Genomic DNA, 15318 nt, shown 5'->3' with positions numbered 1-15318 from the left:
TAGTATTTTAATTTTATTAGGTCTTACAAATCAAATTTTAATCCAAACAATACTGTACTTACAGAATAAGCCATTCCGTAAGAATTTTGTAAACCTGTTTCAGGATCTGGACCTTTATAATTTGTAAACGTAAATGGATTTTGAAGATCAAGAGATAATCTACAGTTAGAGATGTGAAGTTTATCTGTTAAACTTCTTGGAACTTTGTAACCAAAACCAATATTACCCACTTTCACGAATGACATATCTGCAAAATACCACTCAGAATCTGATCCAACACCTACCATTGGGTTAGTTGCATCTTGATTATTTGGACTCCAATAATCCATATCAATACGATTGAATTTTGCTTTATCCCCATTATGAGTTGCGTAATTCTGATAAAATTCTGAGTGACCATAAACGCCCTGACGAGTGTACACCATTATTGAACAATCGAAATTTTTGTACTTGAATTTATTTGTCATACCACCAGTCCAATCTGGAGAATGAGAACCAATCACAACTTTATCTTCAGAATTAATGATATCATCATTATTCTGATCTACAAACTTATATTGTCCTGGAACATATCCATAAACAGCAGCCTCAGCAGCTTCATCCATTTGCCAGATACCCGCTTTTTCGTAAGAGTAAACAGCATCAATTGGCTTACCTACCTGAAGCACGCCATGTTTTCCGTAAACCTCTTTATCTACATTACCAGTAAGGGCAACAACTTCATTGTTATTTTTTGAGAAGTTAATGCTGGTTTCCCATTTAAAGTTATCTGTTTGAACATTTACTGTATTCAGAACTAATTCAATTCCTTCATTTCGAACAGAACCATAATTTCCTTCGGCAGAAGAGAAACTAGTTAAACTCATTAATGATTTTCCTAAGATAGCATCAACTGTCTTTTTGTTATAATATTCAGCTTCTAATCTAACTCTACCATCAAATAATCCAACGTTTACACCAATATTGTATTCCTTAGATCTTTCCCAGCTTAAATCTTCATTCGATAAATCAGCAATTACCTTTGCAGCTGTAGCATTACTACCGAACACATAACTATCATCAGTTAAATATGCCTGAGATGCATAACGACTTACAGTAGCATCATTACCTGATTCACCATAACTCATACGAAGTTTAAGGTTTGATATCCAATCTATATCAGCCATAAAATCTTCCTCACTCATTCTCCAAGCGAAAGCTGCAGAAGGGAAAAATGCCCACTTGTTACCTTTAGCTAATTTCGAAGATCCATCATATCTACCTGTAAAGGTAAATAAGTATTTCTCATTGATATTATAATTGATACGAGAAGCAAAAGAAGACAATGTTTCTTTTGAATAGAAAGTATCGTAATCTTTAATATCATCACCGCCTTCAGTATTGTAAAATGAATAAGAATCCGAATCAATATTTCGAACCTGAAGAATTGAACCTTCTTCTTGCTGATAGTAAATAGAAGTGATAAATGTAGCTTTTAAGTTATGACCTTCAGCAACATCAAAATCGAAGTTTGCAATATTATCCCATGCATAAGAATTACTAAAATCGCTATTGTTATAAGCACGTGTACGAGATTGATCGTTACGAGCAGTTTTTGTTAGCAAACCTCTGTACTCGCCATATCTCTCTGTTGTAAACTCAGGAGCAAAATTAGTCTTAAAATTAAACCATTTATTTGGCTTAAATTCTAAAAATGCATTGGCAATAAAATTGTACTTGCGAGTATTTACAGTCCAGGAACCTTCCGATTCATAAAGAGGGTTAATAAAACGTACATCCTGAGCATCAGGAATTAATTTAACAGAACCATCTTCATTATAAGGATTCACTGTTGGAGCCAAACGAAATGAACTTCTAAAAAGCTCCTTACTTCCTTCTTCACGCTCTGAATAAGCAAAATAAGATCGCACACCAGCAGTAAATTTATCACCAATTTTTTTCGAAATTGAAGAACTAATATTATAACGTTCATAATCTTCAATTCCCATTAAACCTTCATCTTTAGTATAGGCAACCGAAGTATTATAAACCAATCCATTTTCTCCTCCAGAGATTCCAACAGTATGACTTGTTTGAGTACCTGTCTTTCTTAAAAGATCAGCCCAATCGGTATAATTTTTATTAGCTACATTATTTCTTTCATTCTCATCAAAAAATTCTGTATCCGTATTAATCACTATATTGTTATAATCTGCAACAGTAGCAACACCATCATCCCACAGACTTCTCCATTGAGCTCCTTTTAGATTATCAGAAACAAAATCAACATACTGATCACCCGAGAAAAAATCTGGTCTGTTTACGGCATGATTTACACCAAAACTTCCGTCATAGGTAATTCTCATTTTACCACTAACACCTGATTTTGTTGTAATAATAACTACACCATTAGCACCACGAGAACCATAAATTGCAGTAGCAGAAGCATCCTTTAAGATATCCATTTTCTCAATATCCGCAGGATTAATAATACTAATGTCACTCATGAAAATTCCATCTACCACATACAATGGTTTCGACAAATCATCATCTAAATCATCACTCACACCATCTTTACCAACATTCGTGTTTTTAATAACGGTATTACCACGAATTTTAATTGAAAGTGGAGCTCCAGGCTTAGAGCTTAATCTACGAACATCAACCCCAGCAATCTGCCCTTGAATGGCCTGACCAATGTCGGTTTTTTTCATTTGTGTTAACTTCTCGGTATCAAGAGAAGAAACAGCACCTGTTAAGTCACTTTTCTTTACTGAACCGTAACCAATCGCAACAACTTCATCCAACCCGATTGATGAAGTAGCTAATTGCACTTGATAAACAGTCTTTTTTCCATCTAATACAATTTCTTGTGTTTCGAACCCAACAAAAGAAAATACAATAGTACCTGCTCCATCGGGAACAGCGATTGCAAATTTTCCATCAATATCTGTTACTGTACCAGTTGTGGTACCTTTTATTATAACAGATACACCTGGCATTGTTACACTTTGGTCATCTACGACCACACCAGACACTTCTAACGTTTGCGCCCACGCGTTAGACGTTAATCCTATTAATAAGGCTAGCATCAATAATTTTAACTTAAATTTCTTCATAGATTTTTTTGGTTTAGTAAACAAATCTTGCCACGAATGTACCTCGAAACCGTTTCCGACAAATGGACACATTTTCCAAAAGCATGGACATATCATTCACACATCCAAACCTATTGTTTTTACTACACATATAGAAGAATAATTTAATGAAAATATTTCATTTTTGATATAGTTTAGGGAAGGCTTTCACAATAAAATCCTGTGAAAACACTCCAATTTTCAAGATAACAATCATGAAAACAAGCTGCAATTATTCATTAATTCAATTATGAATTACATCGAAATAATAAATAGCAAAACACAATGTATTTATTTAAAAATTAATCTTGATAATTGAATATTTATCACAATTACAAACGACGACCAGACTGAAAGAAAATCTCACTGGCTTTTTTAAATTCTGATACATTACTTAAAATAGTGATATGAATTATACTAGAGACAAAGAAAAATCATTATTTTTTTCCTTAGAAGATTTCACAGTTACAAGTCAGACATTACCTTCTGGAAGCTGAGTCTCTTATAATATCGAAAGGACTGTACATCCCTTTGTTTACTACATTCACTCAACTAGGTTAAAGAAGCTATCCTTAAAATAAGAATTACGAAATAATAGAAAAGCACCTTCGATTCTATCAAAAAGAATTCCCTAGAAATTTATGAAAACATAAACTCCCAGGGAATCGCTAAAAAACTAATCACACTATATTTTCTTATAATGCACTCTCGTATATTGACATCGCATTAGCCAATGTTACTTCTTTAGGGTTACCTCCAGTACAAACATCTGCCAAAGCATTTTTTGCCATAAGCTCAAAATCTTCAGGCTTTGCTCCTAATTCTTTAATTCCTGATGGTATTCCAACATCCTTGGATAAAGATGAAATTGCATCTAAGGCTGCTTCTGCCGCTTCTTGAGTGCTCATGGCTGAAATATCAACACCCATTGCCTCTGCAATTTTAGCAAATTTATCAGGACTAGCTGGTAAATTAAAACGCTCTACATGTGGCAATAAAACTGCATTTGCTACTCCATGAGGTGTATTGTACTGTCCACCTAATTGATGCGCTGCAGAGTGAACAAATCCTAATCCACAATTTGAGAAAGCTTGCCCCGCAATAAATTGTGCCCAAGCCATTTTACTTCTTGCTTCTAGGTTTTTACCATCCTTAACCGCATCTCTTAAGCTTTCACTGATCAATTGAATCGCATAAATTGCCATGTGATCGGACCAATGAAAAGCTCCTGCAGAAACATAAGCTTCAACAGCATGAGTCAATGCATCCATCCCTGTTGCAGCAGTTAGGGGAGCTGGCTTATTTAGCATTAGTTCAGGATCGTTAACAGCAATAGAAACCAAACAGTTTTTATCTACCATTACCATTTTAACTTTACGCTCTTCATCGGTAATTACATAGTTAATTGTTACCTCGCTAGCAGTTCCTGCAGTTGTGTTAATAGCGGCAGTTGGAGTTCCTTTCTTTTTAGAAAGATTAATTCCTTCGTAATCTTTAATTTCTCCGCCATTAGTAGCTAATATTCCAATTGCTTTACCACAATCCTGAGGAGAACCTCCGCCAATAGTTAGGATAAAATCACAATTGTTTTCTTTAAAAATAGCTAAGCCATCATTTACGTTCGCACATGTTGGATTAGGTTTAACTTCGTCAAAAACGACATAATTAACTCCTTGAGCATCTAATAAATCGGTAACGCTTTTTACAACTCCTAGCTCGTTTAAGATTTTATCAGTAACAACTAGCACTTTACTAACGGCTAAGTCTTTAATTTCTTCAGCTAAATCGACAATTACACCAGGCCCCACTAAACTCAAAGGTGGTAAGTAAATTCTTCTTTTCTCTAACATCTCGTTTATTGTATAAAAATTAGATAAAAGGGGCAATTCTAACGAACAGCCCCTTCAAATATTATCTGCTTAAATAAATTGTTCCAATTCGGTCAGCTGCTCGTTACTCAAGCCAACAGGATCGAATCCGGCTGACCATGCTGTTAATAGTAGCTTTGCTCCTTTGTTTGCTACATCCAGGTAATCGAAAGCTCTTTCAACATCTTCTCCTGTTGCTGTTGCTCCATGCTTCTCCCAAAGCGAAACATTATAATTTTTTAGCCCCTCGATGGTCTTATCCGCTAAATCTTCTGAACTAGATAAAGCATAAGGTGTACAATGCACTCCTTTTGGTACAAACACTTTAATTTCCGGACACATCTTCCATAAAGAATGGTTCAACTTATCCTGGTCGTTAAAAATAGGATGATGACTCATCACAATCAATTCGATTGGATGGGTGTGGACAATTGCTTTATGTGTTGGATTATTTACACTATTAAATTGATGGATTTTAACATGAGAAATCAGTTCGCAAGTGGGACCGAAATTTTCTTTTTTACCACCCCAAACTATTGAATAGCCGGTAGCATCATCGTTAATTTTTAAGATGCAGGCAGCCTCTTCAATACGATTAATTAGGTGTCGAAGATGACATCCTGTTCCTGAAATAAATACAACCAGTCCTGCAACATTTTTTGGAAAATCATAATCAAAATATCGATCAGGATTACTAAGTTCTACTCCTTTAAAATAATCCGATAAGTTGATAGAAATATTCCCTGCATTTCGCTCTGCCCATTCTCGATTCCATAAGTATCCTGCAATTTCAGACACCTTATCTATTTCTTTTTGAACTCCTTCTGGTAAATTCGTCAAGCTATTCATAACTCTACTATTATATTTATATACTAATTTTATTATTTCTTTCATTATTGAGTTTTATATGCTCAATCCTTATTTTCGAATAAGACCCTTTCAATAAAACATATAAAAAACACTAGCCTTTCGCTAAAATTTTACTCGAATACTTGCCATAAAATGCAATTACAACAAAACACAATAAGGGTAAAATAAAGGATGCATTCACCGCAGGTAAGAACCCAACGGTTCCTAAATCCATAATCATAGCTTGTAGCATTGGCATAATAGCTCCACCAACAATGGCCATAACTAATCCTGCAGATCCTAAGGTTGTATCCTGGCCCACATTTCCCAAGGCTATGCCGTAAATTGTTGGGAACATTAAAGACATGAATACTGATGTTGCAACCAAACAATATAAACCAGGCAAACCAACAATAAAAATCGCACAGGCTGTTGTTGTTATTCCGCCAATGGCAAACCACATTAAAAGTCTACTTGCATTAACGTACTTCAAAATAAAAGTGCTGGCTAAACGACTTACAATGAACAGTCCCATGGCCACCATATTATGATATTGCCCTGCTTCTTTTGTTAATCCTAAACTCTCGGCATACTGAATAATAAATGTCCAACACATAATTTGCGCAGCCACATAGGCAATTTGAGCGATAACACCAGTACGATATACCTTATTTTTAAACAACCTCTTCATAGATTGCAAAGGGTGCATTTCTTCATGAGTGGCAGTATCAGGCATTTTAACCACAGCAATAAGTATTAACATCGCAAGAACAACAAGCCCCAAGGCTACATAAGGATCTCTAATAACAGCAAGATCGTGCAATTTATCCAAGGCTTTGGTAGCCTCATTCAACGTTGAGAACTCTATCTTATTTCCTGTCGCGTCAAAATGATTATCAGCATTTAAGTTTGCCAAAACAAATCTTGCTGCAACAGTCATCCCAATAAATGAGCCCATTGGATTAAAGGACTGTGCTAAATTTAGTCGACGGGTAGCTGTTTCTTTCGATCCCAACGAAAGAATAAACGGATTGCATGTGGTTTCTAAAAAAGCAAGGCCGAAAGTTAATACATACAAGGAACCCACAAAAAAACCAAACATTTGGAATTGAGCGGCAGGATAAAATAAAAGAGCTCCTAATGCATATAAACCAAGACCTAGTAAAACCCCTTTTTTATAACTGTACCTTTGTGCAAACAATGCGGCTGGAATAGCCATGGTAGTATATCCTCCGTAAAAGGCAAATTGAATTAAAGTAGCCTTGGTGTTTGTTAATTCCATTACCGTTTTAAAAGCCGCCACCATTGGATTGGTAATATCATTGGCAAATCCCCACAAAGCAAAAAGACTTGTAATAAGGATGAATGGAATGAAATATTGTTTTTCTACAACTTTAGCTTTACTACTCACAATAAATTATTTTAGAAGTTTCTATTGGGGTCACCCCTTTTTTTAATAGGATATTGCCATACTTTGCAGTCTCACCAGTAATTACAACGGCATAAGCTTCGCTTGCACGTTCATAAAATGCATAACGATCTACCCTTTGTAATGATTTAACATTAGAATTAGTTTTCTTAATGCTTTTCATATACGAAAGTTCAACATTAGCATCAAGCTGATCTCCCTCTACGGCACTCATCATAACTAATGGATAATCAACATAATGATCTAACTCAAATAAAGGTAAAATTGCTTCTAACAAATCGGGTATCTTAATACCATCGGCACGCAATACGTTATTATTATAACTCTCTCCTGGAAAATGAGCATCAGCCAATATAATTTCATCGCCATGCCCCATCTTGTATAAAACTGAAAGCAATTCAGGACTTAACAGATGTGATATTCCTTTTAGCATATTTCTATTTTTTTAACTTGATGTACTTATTATACAATTGATCGTAAACCAATCTGTTACCAGATGGATTTATTTCTTGCGGATGATATGAAATTCTTTGACGAGCTACATTTGCAGATTTATATACCCCAGTTCCTGCAAAAACGAACATTGATGCTCCTAATACGGTTGTCTCTTTCTGATCGATTAACTGAATTGGGACATTACAAACATCAGCGCGAAGCTGATTCCATAATCTATTCTTGGAACCTCCTCCAACACAAATAATTCTCTCTGTTTTAAAGTTACCCGCAATTTCCAAAGCTTCCATACCTTCTCGAAGCCTGAATGCCAGACTCTCAAGAAATGCTCTGTACAATTGACTTCTGCTTGTATTAATTGTTAAACCTGTAATTGTACCACTGTTAATACTTGAACCATCGTCATAAAAAGCAGGATCAACCATTACACCCTTTGCGCCAGGCATTTCAAGCTCAGCTTCTTTTATCATTAACTCGTAAAGTTCGTCTCCATTTAATTCTGGATAAAAGTTTTTAGAAAACCATTCCATAACCCCTGAACTTAACCAGTTTTGTCCGATGTTATAAACACCAGCAATTGAGTCTAACTCGGTAGTTAAATTATTCTCCAATTCTTTTGTCGAAGCAGAAAATGAAGCACTTCTCGACATTAAGATTTCCCAGGTTCCTGAACTAAGTACAGGCTGATTTAATTGGGCTCCGGAACCAAAAATGGCAAATTGAGTATCATGTCCAGTTACAAATACAGAAACTCCTTCTGGAATACCTGTTAAAACACAGGCTTCACTGTTAAGTTCTCCAACTTTTTCTCCGGGCTCAGCAATATCTCCAAATATTCCTTTGTCAATACCTAATGCACCCGTTATATGATCCGAAAATTTTCTTTTACCAAGATCTGCCATCATCGCAGTACCCATCATGGTGGCATCATTCTTCAATGCTCCGGATAACTTGTGAATTAAAAGTGATGGTATGAATAAAAATCGATGAGATGATTCGATTACTTCAGGCTTATTTTCCTTAAACCATATCATTTTATTGATTGTGTTAAAGGCATAAGGATAAACACCACTAATTTTATAAAGTTCCTCTAATGAAATGTATTTGCTTATATTATCCATTATTGGCGCTGTTCGCTGACATTGCCAGGAAATAACTGGATAAAGTAATTCTCCTTTTTCATCAACAAATGTTCCATCAACACCAAAAGTTGTAACTGTAATTCCAGCAATTCTAGAGGTATCTATTTGAGAAGTAACAACTCGAGAAGATTCACATAACTTATTCCATAATTTTTCTAAATCCCAAATTCTTCCTCCCGGATAATTAGGATCTTCATCCGTTTCATTTGACCTGGAATGAGAGGCCAAAATTAATCCACGCATATCCATGGCAATTACCCTTACATTGGTTGCCCCACAATCAAATACAACAGCTATGTCTTTTTCCTGCATATTTTAAGCTTCTAACAGACTTTCTCAAAGTATACAACCTTAAGAAAGTCTTTGTATTTATAATCCGATTATTCGCTTACTTACGTCCATAAAGTGGACCATAAGTATCACAAGCTCTATAATCTGAACCTTCTTTATCTTCACCAAATGCAGACCATGCACTAGGACGGAATATATTGTCCTTGTCAACATTGTGCATATTTACGGGAATTCGCAACATAGAAGCCAGAGTAATTAAATCGGCACCAATATGACCATAACTTATAGCACCATGATTTGCTCCCCAGTTAGCCATTACTGAATAAACATCTTTAAATGCACCTTCTCCGCTTGTTCTTGGTACAAACCAAGTTGTTGGCCATGTTGGATTTGTCCTTTTATCTAAAACAGTATGAATTTCATCAGGTAATTCTACGGTCCATCCTTCAGCAATTTGAAGTACAGGTCCCATTCCTTTTACCATATTTACACGACACATGGTTACTGGCATTTCTCCTTCAGTTCTAAATTTTGAAGAATATCCACCTCCTCTAAAATAGCCTCTATCAGCTTGTGGCCATACAGTTTTATCTAAACATTTTTGAACTTCTTCTTCTGTAATTTCCCAGAAAGGTTTCATTGCTGGTTTACCTTCTGTATCTTTTTGTTGTGCAGTAGCGTCAAGCGTAGTAGATCCAGAGTTAATCAAGTGAATAATACCATTTTCGGCTAAACCAGTTAATTCTTTTCCACTTACTCGTTTCACTGCATCAGGGCTCCAGTAAGTTCTTACATCAGAGAAAATTTGTGCTGTATTGCTTAATAAGTGTCCAAATAACATTGATACACTATTTAAACTATCATTTTCAGTAGCAAACACAAAAGCCTCACGAATACCATTCCAGTCGAATGATGAGTTTAAAACAGCTTCTGTAAAATCGGCATTAGGCTGATAATCCGTCCATTGACGTTGCCCTTGAAAACCTCCAAGAATTGCATTTCTACCCAATCCTTCTTCTCTATATCCTTTTTCTATCACTTTTTGATTACCGATCATCATATCACGACAAATCAAAGTCATTTTAACAACCGTTTCCCATTCTTCTTTCTTCCTTTCTGCTGTTGCCTGTTTTTCAGGGGCATTTGGATCTTCACCTTCCTTACAGTTTTCTTTAGTCCAGGCTAATGCCTTTTTAAATTCCTCCTCATCGTAAATACCTTCATCAATGCGACGTAGAATTTCAACCGACTCAACAAATTCAGTACGGATTCCTAAATAATCCTGAAAGAAATTCGAATCAACCATCGACCCTGCAATTCCCATAGAACTGTAGCCAATAGATAAATACGATTTTCCATTCATTTGCGCTACAGCAAGAGCCGATTTTACGAATCGTAATAACTTCTCCTGAACATCAGCAGGAATAGCTGTATCTCCAGCATCCTGCACATCGCGGCCATAAATACCGAAAGTTGGTAATCCTTTTTGAGTATATCCTGCCAAAGCCGCGGCTAAGTAAACAGCTCCCGGACGTTCGGTTCCATTAAATCCCCAAACTGCTTTTGGCAATAGTGGATCTGTATCCATAACCTCGGTACCATAACACCAGCAAGGAGTAACAGTTAAAGAAACACCAACGCCTTCTTTTTTAAATTTATTGGCGCACATTGCAGCTTCTGCAACACCTCCAATGCAAGTGTCGGCAATAACACATTCAACTTTCTCACCACTTGGAAACTTTAGATTTTCTTCAATAAATTTTGCTGCTGATTTTGCAAGATCCATTACCTGATTTTCCAATGATTCTCTCACACCATTTTCTCGTCCATCAATTACGGGTCTAATTCCAATTTTTGGTAAATCTCCAATTAATCTACTAGCCATTTCTATATATTTTCGTTTGTGATAGTTAATATTATTCTTTGATACAAAAATGTATACAACTTAGTACTTATGAAATGTTTAGTTTTTGTAAATTTGTATCTGTTTTAAACATCGCTAATATGGAGACATTTAAGAAAATACCCGATAAAGCTGATCCATCTGATATTTTACAGATATTTCCCAGATATAATTTACAATTACACTGCTGCAGATATTGGTGGCTGCAAAATTGGGAGTTTAATGAATTATCGTTCCCTTTTTGGCGGATATATCACAATAGCTATCAGGGAGCTATTATATTAAATGATAATGTAGAATATGCTTTAACACCTGATAAGATTGTATTAATTGCACCTAATACTTCCTACTCAACACGAATGTTCGATAACGAAATTCCTAAAATTGGCTATTCTTTAAAAGGGGGAAGAGTGAACTCTACTTTCAGTTCAAAACAAGTTATCGATGAGCAGTTCGTATTGCACTTATTTATCCATTTTAATATTGGAATGCCATACGATAATGTTTCACCTGGCATATTTATCTTCGATTTAACTGAGCATTTACGGGAAAAATTACAAATAATAAAAAGACATCTGAATTATGAGCCTACCCGATTTAGTTTTCATTCAAGTTTAGCCATTCAGTCTTTAATTGGGGATTTATTATCTGAACTACCAGAAGAAAAATGGGATTTAATTACGAAAGATTATCGCATATTAGAAGTTTTAAACCATGTAGAATCGAATATAGACAGCGAATTAGGCAACACAACTTTAGCCAATAAAGCCAAATTAGCTACCAATGCATTCACACGCCTTTTTACAGAAGAAATAGGAGTTTCGCCTCAAAAATATGTAAAGAAAAAGAGAATTGACAAAGCATGTATATTCCTTCATCACTCAAATTTATCGATAGATGAAGTGGCAATACAAACCGGATTTGCTGACAGATATCATTTCTCCAGAATCTTTAAACAAATAACAGGTATATCACCTGCAAAGTATAAAAAAGTTTTTGGAATGAAATAAAGCCAAATATGTAAAACCAAAAAGAGGTAGCATCTGAATGCTACCTCCTATATAAATTCATACAAAAATTATATCTGTAATTAAGCTTTACTTTCATTCATCGAGAAAGCCAAATAAAGCAGATAAACTGCACTTACAAGAATTACGATAACCGCACCTACCTGCGAACCTAGTCCATCAGACATCAATCCCATGATGAATGGAATTATTGCTCCTCCAAATACACCTGTAATCATCAAACCAGAAATCTCATTCGCTTTATCGGGACGAGACTGAATCGCATGACCAAAAATAATTGGAAAAACATTAGCAATGGTAAAACCAATTACTGCATAAATTGCAAATACGGCCATTTTATCGCCAATAAAAATCAAGGCAATTAAAGCCAAAACTGCAGCAACAATATTTATTTTAAAGAATTTGTACGAAGAAAATCTTGCTAAAAAGAAAGCTCCTAAAAATGCACCTAAAGTACGGAATGCAAAATAAACACTTGGACCATAACCTGCATCAATAGAGCTTAAGCCACAACGTTCCATTAGAATTTTCGCCGATGCTGTATTAACTCCAACATCTACTCCTACTACAAATAAAATTCCCAAAAACATTAAAAAAATCGTTTTATCCTTTAGGATTTCAATAATATCACCAAAAGAACTTGCTTTTCCTTCGATAGGATCTTCATGAATAGGTGTTGCTAACAACCAAACTGTTGAAAGAAGTGTAATTACTGCATAAATTGGGAATATGTATTGCCAATTATCCAATTGTATTGCTGCAAATGCTGCAATAAATGGTGCACTAAATGATGAAATGGCTTTCACAAACTGACCCGCTGTTAAACTACTGGTCAACTTGTCTCCTTTAACAACATTTGTAAGCAATGGATTTAAGGATACCTGCAATATTGTATTTGCAATTCCCAACAAAGCAAATGCGAACAAAGAGGTAATAAAACTATAATCGATTAGTGGAATAAACATGGCCACAATTGTAATTATATTACTTAAAAGCACTGTCTTTTTTCTTCCAATTTTATTCATCAACAAACCAGTAGGAATTGAGAAAATCAGGAACATTGAAAACAATGCAACTGGAATCAAATTTGATAAAGTATCCTGAAAGGCAGGACTATACGAACCTAACAAATCTTCTTTTACGTGGGCTGATGTTATTCCAACCACATCGCAAAATCCCATAACAAAAAATCCAAACAGTACAGGAAGAATTTTTGAAATTGATATTTTTTTACTCATAATTATAAATTAATAATTGATATTTAATTCACTTTTAGTTCTCAATAAAATAGATTACATCAAAGGAATAGTTGCTTTAATTGTATCCCAGTAATCAGAATTTAACATTCGTGCACTTCCAATAATTGCAGCATCCTCTTTTAAAGAGGAAAGATGAATCTGAGTGCTTACTCCCTGAGCTTTCAAAGCCGCTTCAAAAGCTGGTCCGAATAAATTATAGGCACCTGTAACATTACCACCAATTACCAGAACTTGAGCATCAAATTTCTTTAACCATGGACCTAAAAATTCACCTATATTTCGCCCAAACTGAGTGAATATATCGGCTGCCTTAGAATTTGTCGAAGCTGCCTCTGCAATTGGACGAGCTCCAGAAACTTCCAAACCTGTTTCTTCCTTGTATCTCTTAATAAACCATCGGGTTGAAAATGAATCATCAGCAATTCCATCTGCATAAGGCAAATGCCATACACATCCCATTTCTGGAACACTATCGCCATCTACAACTGGAACACCAGAATCAACAAAGGCAGAACCAAAACCAGTACCCAATGTAATTGACATATTCTTAACTGCATCTGAAGCACTTCCCAACCAAGCTTCACCAACTGCAAAAGCGGATGCATCATTCATAAAGCGAAGCGGAGTAGAATCATCAAGCCCAAGTAAAACTTTCAATTTTGAAGCGACATCCACGCCATTCAAACTCTCGTATTTATCCACTTGAGCAAAACGACCAATTCCATTTTCATACTCAAATGGTCCTGGCATACCAAAACCTATTCCTGCTAAATCATCTTTACTGATTCCTTTTAATGATTTAACCAAAACATCAGCCCAACTTTTAAGAATTGTAGCTTCGTCGGCTTTATTATCTACATCTCCTTCGTTATGGGTTCCTTCTACCAATTTTCCTTTTTCCAAATCAACAAGTGCACATGAGATATGACTCCCTCCTACATCGGTTCCAATTGCGTATTTTTTCATAATAATTTTAAATATCTAAATAATTTTCTTTCTGATTCAATTTAACTTCTTTTCAAAGCCTTTTTAATGGCTTTTTTCACCAATTTCTCCATTACTTTATATCCTTCAACACCCGGATGAACCGTATCTCTTCCATACTCTTTCTTTAATCCTTTTTGCTCATTCACCATAGGTTTGTAGTAATCTACATACACGATCTTATTTTTCTGAGCATACTCTTTAATCAGTTTATTGAGAACAATAATTTTATCGGCTGGCTTAATTTCTTTGCGCCAAGAAAAAGAAGTAGCAGGCAGAACACTTGTCATAACTACCTTAATTCCATTCGCCTGAGCCAACTCAACCATAGAAAAAATATTTCCAGCAATTGCTTCGATACTTATGGGTCCTTTGTTCTCGGCAATATCATTTGTTCCTGCCGAAATCACCACTACTTTCGGATTTAATTCAATCACATCAGGTCTAAAACGAAGCAACATTTGAGAACTCACCTGTCCACTAATACCTCTATTAATGTATGGATTTGAGCTAAAAAAAGAGGAATCGTATTTCTCCCACTTTTCGGTAATCGAGTTCCCCATAAATACAACACGGTTTTCTCCTGCCGATGGCGCTACCAATTCAGAGTTAGCCTTCGCATATCGTCCTAAATTAGCCCAATCTTGAGCCATTGATGATGAACTTAAACATCCAATAAACAAGATCACCAGAAGTGACTTTAAACTTTTCATACTAGTCATTTTTAGATTGATTTTTTAATTTTCTTCGCTGATATTTACAAGCTAGATCGGCAATTCTTTGATGTAAAAAAGATGGGTAATCGTCTCCTGTATGCGTACTTCCTCCTTTAGCTCCAACCCAAAAAGTGATGGAATCGCCAAAACACATGATCTTCCAGTATTTTGACAACAATTGATTACTACTTAAAAATTCAAACACTCGATCAGCTACCCGTTTGTATCCAATCTTGCTTGGATGAACTCCATTATTTCCACTTTGTTTTATTAACAATTG

Annotated in this window: 12 protein-coding genes; 1 reads left to right on the top strand and 11 read right to left on the bottom strand. The window is 35.4% G+C overall.

All coding sequences use genetic code 11. From position 1 onward, the window contains the following. Nucleotides 1–23: 23 nt before the first annotated feature. From ACT3CE_RS05255 to ACT3CE_RS05225, 7 genes are all read right to left on the bottom strand, one after another. Nucleotides 24–3098, bottom strand: a complete 3075-nt coding sequence (locus ACT3CE_RS05255) for a SusC/RagA family TonB-linked outer membrane protein (protein ID WP_444708712.1) — start codon at nt 3096–3098, stop codon at nt 24–26. Between the two features lie 713 nt (nt 3099–3811). After that, nucleotides 3812–4966, bottom strand: coding sequence for an iron-containing alcohol dehydrogenase (locus ACT3CE_RS05250; RefSeq protein WP_444708711.1), 1155 nt, complete (start codon nt 4964–4966; stop codon nt 3812–3814). Nucleotides 4967–5035: 69 nt separating this feature from the next. Further along, complete coding sequence (rhaD, locus tag ACT3CE_RS05245; RefSeq protein WP_444708710.1) at nt 5036–5833, bottom strand: rhamnulose-1-phosphate aldolase; 798 nt, start codon at nt 5831–5833, stop codon at nt 5036–5038. A gap of 112 nt (nt 5834–5945) precedes the next feature. After that, nucleotides 5946–7244 (bottom strand): L-fucose:H+ symporter permease, encoded by a 1299-nt coding sequence (gene fucP / locus ACT3CE_RS05240; RefSeq protein WP_444708709.1) that lies wholly within the window; start codon nt 7242–7244, stop codon nt 5946–5948. Then, nucleotides 7237–7695: an L-fucose mutarotase gene (gene fucU / locus ACT3CE_RS05235; protein ID WP_444708708.1), complete on the bottom strand. Its 459-nt coding sequence runs from the start codon at nt 7693–7695 to the stop codon at nt 7237–7239. The genes fucP and fucU overlap by 8 nt, the downstream gene beginning before the upstream one ends. A 4-nt stretch (nt 7696–7699) precedes the next feature. Beyond that, on the bottom strand, nt 7700–9169 hold the full coding sequence (fucK, locus tag ACT3CE_RS05230; protein WP_444708707.1) for an L-fuculokinase: 1470 nt from the start codon (nt 9167–9169) through the stop codon (nt 7700–7702). 76 nt (nt 9170–9245) lie between these two features. Beyond that, entirely contained in the window at nt 9246–11033 is a 1788-nt protein-coding gene (locus ACT3CE_RS05225; RefSeq protein WP_444708706.1) for an L-fucose isomerase, read from the bottom strand. Between the two features lie 119 nt (nt 11034–11152). On the opposite strand from ACT3CE_RS05225, the gene ACT3CE_RS05220 reads away from it, so the two are divergent. After that, nucleotides 11153–12061 carry a helix-turn-helix domain-containing protein gene (locus tag ACT3CE_RS05220; RefSeq protein WP_444708705.1) on the top strand — a complete coding sequence of 303 codons (909 nt, stop codon included), beginning with the start codon at nt 11153–11155 and terminating at the stop codon, nt 12059–12061. Nucleotides 12062–12141: 80 nt separating this feature from the next. Here ACT3CE_RS05220 and ACT3CE_RS05215 read toward each other — a convergent pair whose 3' ends face one another. The 4 genes from ACT3CE_RS05215 to ACT3CE_RS05200 are packed head-to-tail and all read right to left on the bottom strand — an operon-like array spanning nt 12142 to nt 15315. Then, nucleotides 12142–13317, bottom strand: a complete 1176-nt coding sequence (locus tag ACT3CE_RS05215; RefSeq protein ID WP_444708704.1) for an MFS transporter — start codon at nt 13315–13317, stop codon at nt 12142–12144. A 54-nt stretch (nt 13318–13371) separates the two neighbouring features. Further along, nucleotides 13372–14304 (bottom strand): ROK family protein, encoded by a 933-nt coding sequence (locus ACT3CE_RS05210; protein ID WP_444708703.1) that lies wholly within the window; start codon nt 14302–14304, stop codon nt 13372–13374. Nucleotides 14305–14345: 41 nt separating this feature from the next. Further along, a complete protein-coding gene (locus ACT3CE_RS05205; RefSeq protein WP_444708702.1) occupies nt 14346–15035 on the bottom strand; it encodes an SGNH/GDSL hydrolase family protein in 690 nt (229 codons plus the stop codon). A 1-nt stretch (nt 15036) separates the two neighbouring features. Then, nucleotides 15037–15315, bottom strand: coding sequence for a hypothetical protein (locus ACT3CE_RS05200; protein ID WP_444708701.1), 279 nt, complete (start codon nt 15313–15315; stop codon nt 15037–15039). Between the last annotated feature and the right edge of the window lie 3 nt (nt 15316–15318).

Source organism: Marinifilum sp. RC60d5 (assembly GCF_052400665.1).
GTDB lineage: Bacteria > Bacteroidota > Bacteroidia > Bacteroidales > Marinifilaceae > JBQTGK01.
The sequence above is the reverse complement of the archived record's forward strand: the minus strand, read 5'-3'. Positions and strand labels throughout refer to the sequence as shown.

Bases quoted from the DNA above. Each gene is read 5' to 3' on its own strand.
- ACT3CE_RS05255 (WP_444708712.1), bottom strand. From the start codon at position 3,098: ATGAAGAAATTTAAGTTAAAATTATTGATGCTAGCCTTATTAATAGGA.
- ACT3CE_RS05250 (WP_444708711.1), bottom strand. From the start codon at position 4,966: ATGTTAGAGAAAAGAAGAATTTACTTACCACCTTTGAGTTTAGTGGGG.
- rhaD (WP_444708710.1), bottom strand. From the start codon at position 5,833: ATGAATAGCTTGACGAATTTACCAGAAGGAGTTCAAAAAGAAATAGAT.
- fucU (WP_444708708.1), bottom strand. From the start codon at position 7,695: ATGCTAAAAGGAATATCACATCTGTTAAGTCCTGAATTGCTTTCAGTT.
- fucK (WP_444708707.1), bottom strand. From the start codon at position 9,169: ATGCAGGAAAAAGACATAGCTGTTGTATTTGATTGTGGGGCAACCAAT.
- ACT3CE_RS05225 (WP_444708706.1), bottom strand. From the start codon at position 11,033: ATGGCTAGTAGATTAATTGGAGATTTACCAAAAATTGGAATTAGACCC.
- ACT3CE_RS05220 (WP_444708705.1), top strand. From the start codon at position 11,153: ATGGAGACATTTAAGAAAATACCCGATAAAGCTGATCCATCTGATATT.
- ACT3CE_RS05215 (WP_444708704.1), bottom strand. From the start codon at position 13,317: ATGAGTAAAAAAATATCAATTTCAAAAATTCTTCCTGTACTGTTTGGA.
- ACT3CE_RS05210 (WP_444708703.1), bottom strand. From the start codon at position 14,304: ATGAAAAAATACGCAATTGGAACCGATGTAGGAGGGAGTCATATCTCA.
- ACT3CE_RS05205 (WP_444708702.1), bottom strand. From the start codon at position 15,035: ATGAAAAGTTTAAAGTCACTTCTGGTGATCTTGTTTATTGGATGTTTA.